This window comes from Anaerococcus sp. HMSC068A02 (assembly GCF_001811125.1).
Lineage (GTDB): Bacteria > Bacillota > Clostridia > Tissierellales > Peptoniphilaceae > Anaerococcus > Anaerococcus vaginalis_C.
Genome location: NZ_KV803751.1, coordinates 4549 through 8055 on the forward strand (window position 1 = coordinate 4549; position 3507 = coordinate 8055).

General features: G+C 28.9%; 2 protein-coding genes and 1 pseudogene. All 3 read left to right on the plus strand.

Annotation, left to right across the window (positions count from 1 at the left end; all coding sequences use genetic code 11):
- A pseudogene (locus tag HMPREF2782_RS09670) lies at positions 1–138 on the plus strand (sensor histidine kinase); the annotation flags it as partial.
- 52 nt (positions 139–190) lie between these two features.
- Positions 191–871 carry an ABC transporter ATP-binding protein gene (locus HMPREF2782_RS04455; protein WP_070641167.1) on the plus strand — a complete coding sequence of 227 codons (681 nt, stop codon included), beginning with the start codon at positions 191–193 and terminating at the stop codon, positions 869–871.
- Complete coding sequence (locus tag HMPREF2782_RS04460; protein ID WP_070641169.1) at positions 864–3299, plus strand: ABC transporter permease; 2436 nt, start codon at positions 864–866, stop codon at positions 3297–3299. Before HMPREF2782_RS04455 ends, HMPREF2782_RS04460 begins: the two co-directional genes overlap by 8 nt.
- Positions 3300–3507 lie beyond the last annotated feature (208 nt).

Sequence of the window (3507 nt, forward strand, 5' to 3'; positions counted from 1 at the left end):
AAAACGCCCGACTCAAATGGTTTTGGAATTGGACTTGCCATGGCAAAGACAATTATAGAGAAAAACAATGGAGAAATTTCTGTTTCCAATGCAAAAAATGGAGCAAGATTTGAAATTAAATTTTACAATGTCACCTAAAAATCACTTTACTTTTATATACTTACCTTAACATATGAAAAAGGAGACAAGTATGGAAATATTAAAAGTAGAAAATTTAAGAAAAGAATACGGCGAGGGTAATTCTAAGGTCATTGCCTTAGACGGTGTCAACCTTGAAATTGAAAGAGGAGAATTTGTCGCTATTGTTGGACCAAGTGGGTCTGGTAAATCAACCCTTCTTCATATCATAGGAGGAGTGGATAGTCCAGATGATGGTAAGGTTTATATAGATGGTAACGACATCTCAAAGTATTCCTCAAAAGAATTAGCCTACTTTAGAAGAAGAAAAGTCGGACTAATTTATCAATTTTATAATTTAATTCAAAATCTAACTGTAAGGCACAACATAGAACTTCCATTAAAACTTGATAAAAAGAAAATCAATGAAGAAGTTTTGCAAGATTTAGTTAAAAAGCTTGGTATAGAAAGTAAACTCGACTCTTTTCCAAGTGAATTATCAGGAGGTCAGCAACAGAGAGTTGCCATAGCTAGAAGTCTTATCTACAATCCATCTATAATATTAGCGGATGAACCAACAGGTAATTTAGATAGGAAAAATTCTAAGGAAATAATTGAAATTTTTAAATATTTTAACAAAACTTTAAAACAGACGATTATCCTAATCACCCATGACGAAGAAATAGCTTTACAAGCAAATCGTATTATTACAATAGTCGATGGCAAAATTGTAGGAGATGAAAGAAATGAATAAGAAAAACTTCCCGATTTTCATCTCACTATTAATAGTTAGTTTATTTTTTACTGTGGTTTTTTATTATAGTTATACAATTGTTAAATATAATAATGAAAGTTTCATGACCGTAAATTTTTATGATGCAGAACTTGAAGGGAACTTAACAAGTAATGATATTGAAAAAATAAAAGATATTAATAATATAGAATTTGTAGGTGAAATGTCCATAAATCCTGAATCGGCAAAGTACAAGAATGATTTGATTGCCGTAAATTATCAAGATAATGATATAAATAAAATGAGAGAGCATTCAGATTTACTTGAAGGACACTTTGCTAAAAGTGATGGAGAAATAGTATTATCGAAAAGTCTAGTCGAAAAAAATAAGCTAAAATTAGGAGATAAAATACAGCTTGATTTTGGGCATAGACTAATAGAGGGTAAAGAGATAGATGCCATAAGTACTTTTACTGATAAGGAGTCTTACAATCTTAGTTTTAGCAAAGACTTTGAGCTGGTTGGAATTTATGAAGATGTCTATAATAAATACAGTAGAGTTAATTATGCTTTAGCACTGAAAAATGAAGAGGATCCAGGCAAAGTAGTTTTAAAGTTTAATTCTTTTGAAAAGGCTTATGATAACAAAGTAAATCTACAAAATGAAATCAATAAAAAATTAGGTAGAGATGTTCCCTTAACTTTCAATTCTAATTTAATAGATTATTACGGTGTTGAGTATGACTTTCCCCATAATATTTTAACTGAATTAGGAACCATTCTTTCTGTAATAGGGGCTATATTACTATTTGTATTTTTTGTAAAAAATATATTCAAGGTGTGGGCTTTTAGGAAAATCAAGGAACTTTCTGTATATAAGTCTATAGGCACTACGGATTTTCAGATATACTTGTTACTATTAAAAGAAGGTATTTTCCTATCTGTTCTACCTATATTAATTGGTCATATCTTTGGATACTGTCTTATCTTAAAATTGTTTAGGCATCTTGAGATTGATCAAGGGGTCGAAAACTTGGTATCTAGTTATTTCAGTCCTTTACTTAGCCTAGCGATTGTTACAGTAGCTCTTTTAGTAGTAGTATTTTCTATTATTCAACCAGCAAAGAAAGTTTCAAAAATATCTATTATTGAAGGTATAAAGGGAAATTTAGACTTTGATAGCTTTAAGAAAAAAAGATCTAGGAATTTATGGAAAGAATTAAAATCAAATAACCTTGATAGTATTAAATCACAGCGTTATGTTTCTGCTATTGGTGTCATTATAATTTCTGTTTTAGTTATTATTGTGGCAGTAACTAAATATAACAGAGATTTTTCTTACTATGATGCAGGCTACAATGTAATAGCTAGTTATTATAGTGAAAATAGGAGCGTTCCTAAAGTTTTTAAAGAAATTGAAAAAGAAACTCCAAATGATAAGTCCTATATTTCAAAAGAAAGTTATATTCAGGTAGATAATGATTTAGAATTGTCCAAAGAAGCTATTAACATGTCTCTAGATCAAAAGTTAGAGTATTATTTGAAAAAGAGTCATTCAAGCCAGTTGAATGGGATGCTTATAGCTTTAGAAGATGAAGACTTTAGTAAATTGGGGGCAAGTAAGGGAGAATTTATTCTTTATAATATGGTACAAGAAAACCCAAACACTCCAGTAGCTAAAGCAAATAAAATACCATATTTTAATAATCCGAAAGATATAAACTTACAGATAGGGGAGAATTTTCAAAAAAGTATAAAAATTTCTAAAACTATAGATGATTTGGGAAACTATGATTCAATAACTTTACCATTTTATGTAAAAATCTACACAGATTTCGATACCTTCTTCCAACTTATGGATGAGTCAAAAGATGAAGAATTTATTAATGCTCCGTATGTATTAAATATGAATGTAAAAGACTCGGAGATGAGAAATGTAAAGGATTATTTGGATAATAAGATAAGAGAATCGATAATGCCAAATGAAAAGTACGATATTAACACAAAAGCAGATATTGAAATGAATCGAAAAAGTGATCTAGAATCTTTAAAGAAAGTCGCATTTGCGATGGCTTTCATTATTTTTATTCTCAATGTGACAAATGGTTATTCATCCATTAATTTAAGTCTCATGAGTAGAAAGAAGGAAATGGGCAGCCTTTATTCATGTGGTATGGACGTAGATGAGTTAAAGAATATTTATCGAAAAGAGTTTATAGAAGAGCAAATAAAATCATTTATTGTTGCGGGAATAACCACATTAGTAGTCATGTTTGTAATATCTCGTATAGCTCCTAATTTAAGTCTGAATATATTAATAAGATATTATGACTATAAATTATTTCTTGGATTTTCTATTGTGGTTTACGCAATCAACTTACTAATCTTTAATTTTTCTTTAAAGAGAATTTTAGACAAACCGACTATAGATTTAATTCGAACAATATAATTTCAAAAAAAGTGGAGTATATGAATAAAAAGATTGAGTCAAATTTCTTAAAGTGCCTATAATTTTAGGCACTTTTTTCATATCTGACTTTAGAGATGATAATATAATATTTTTAATAGTTAAACTTTGAAAGGGATAGCAAAAATGTTATCTCTTTTTTTATTACAATAAAGGAAATAAGTATGAAAAAATTAGAACAAATAAGACA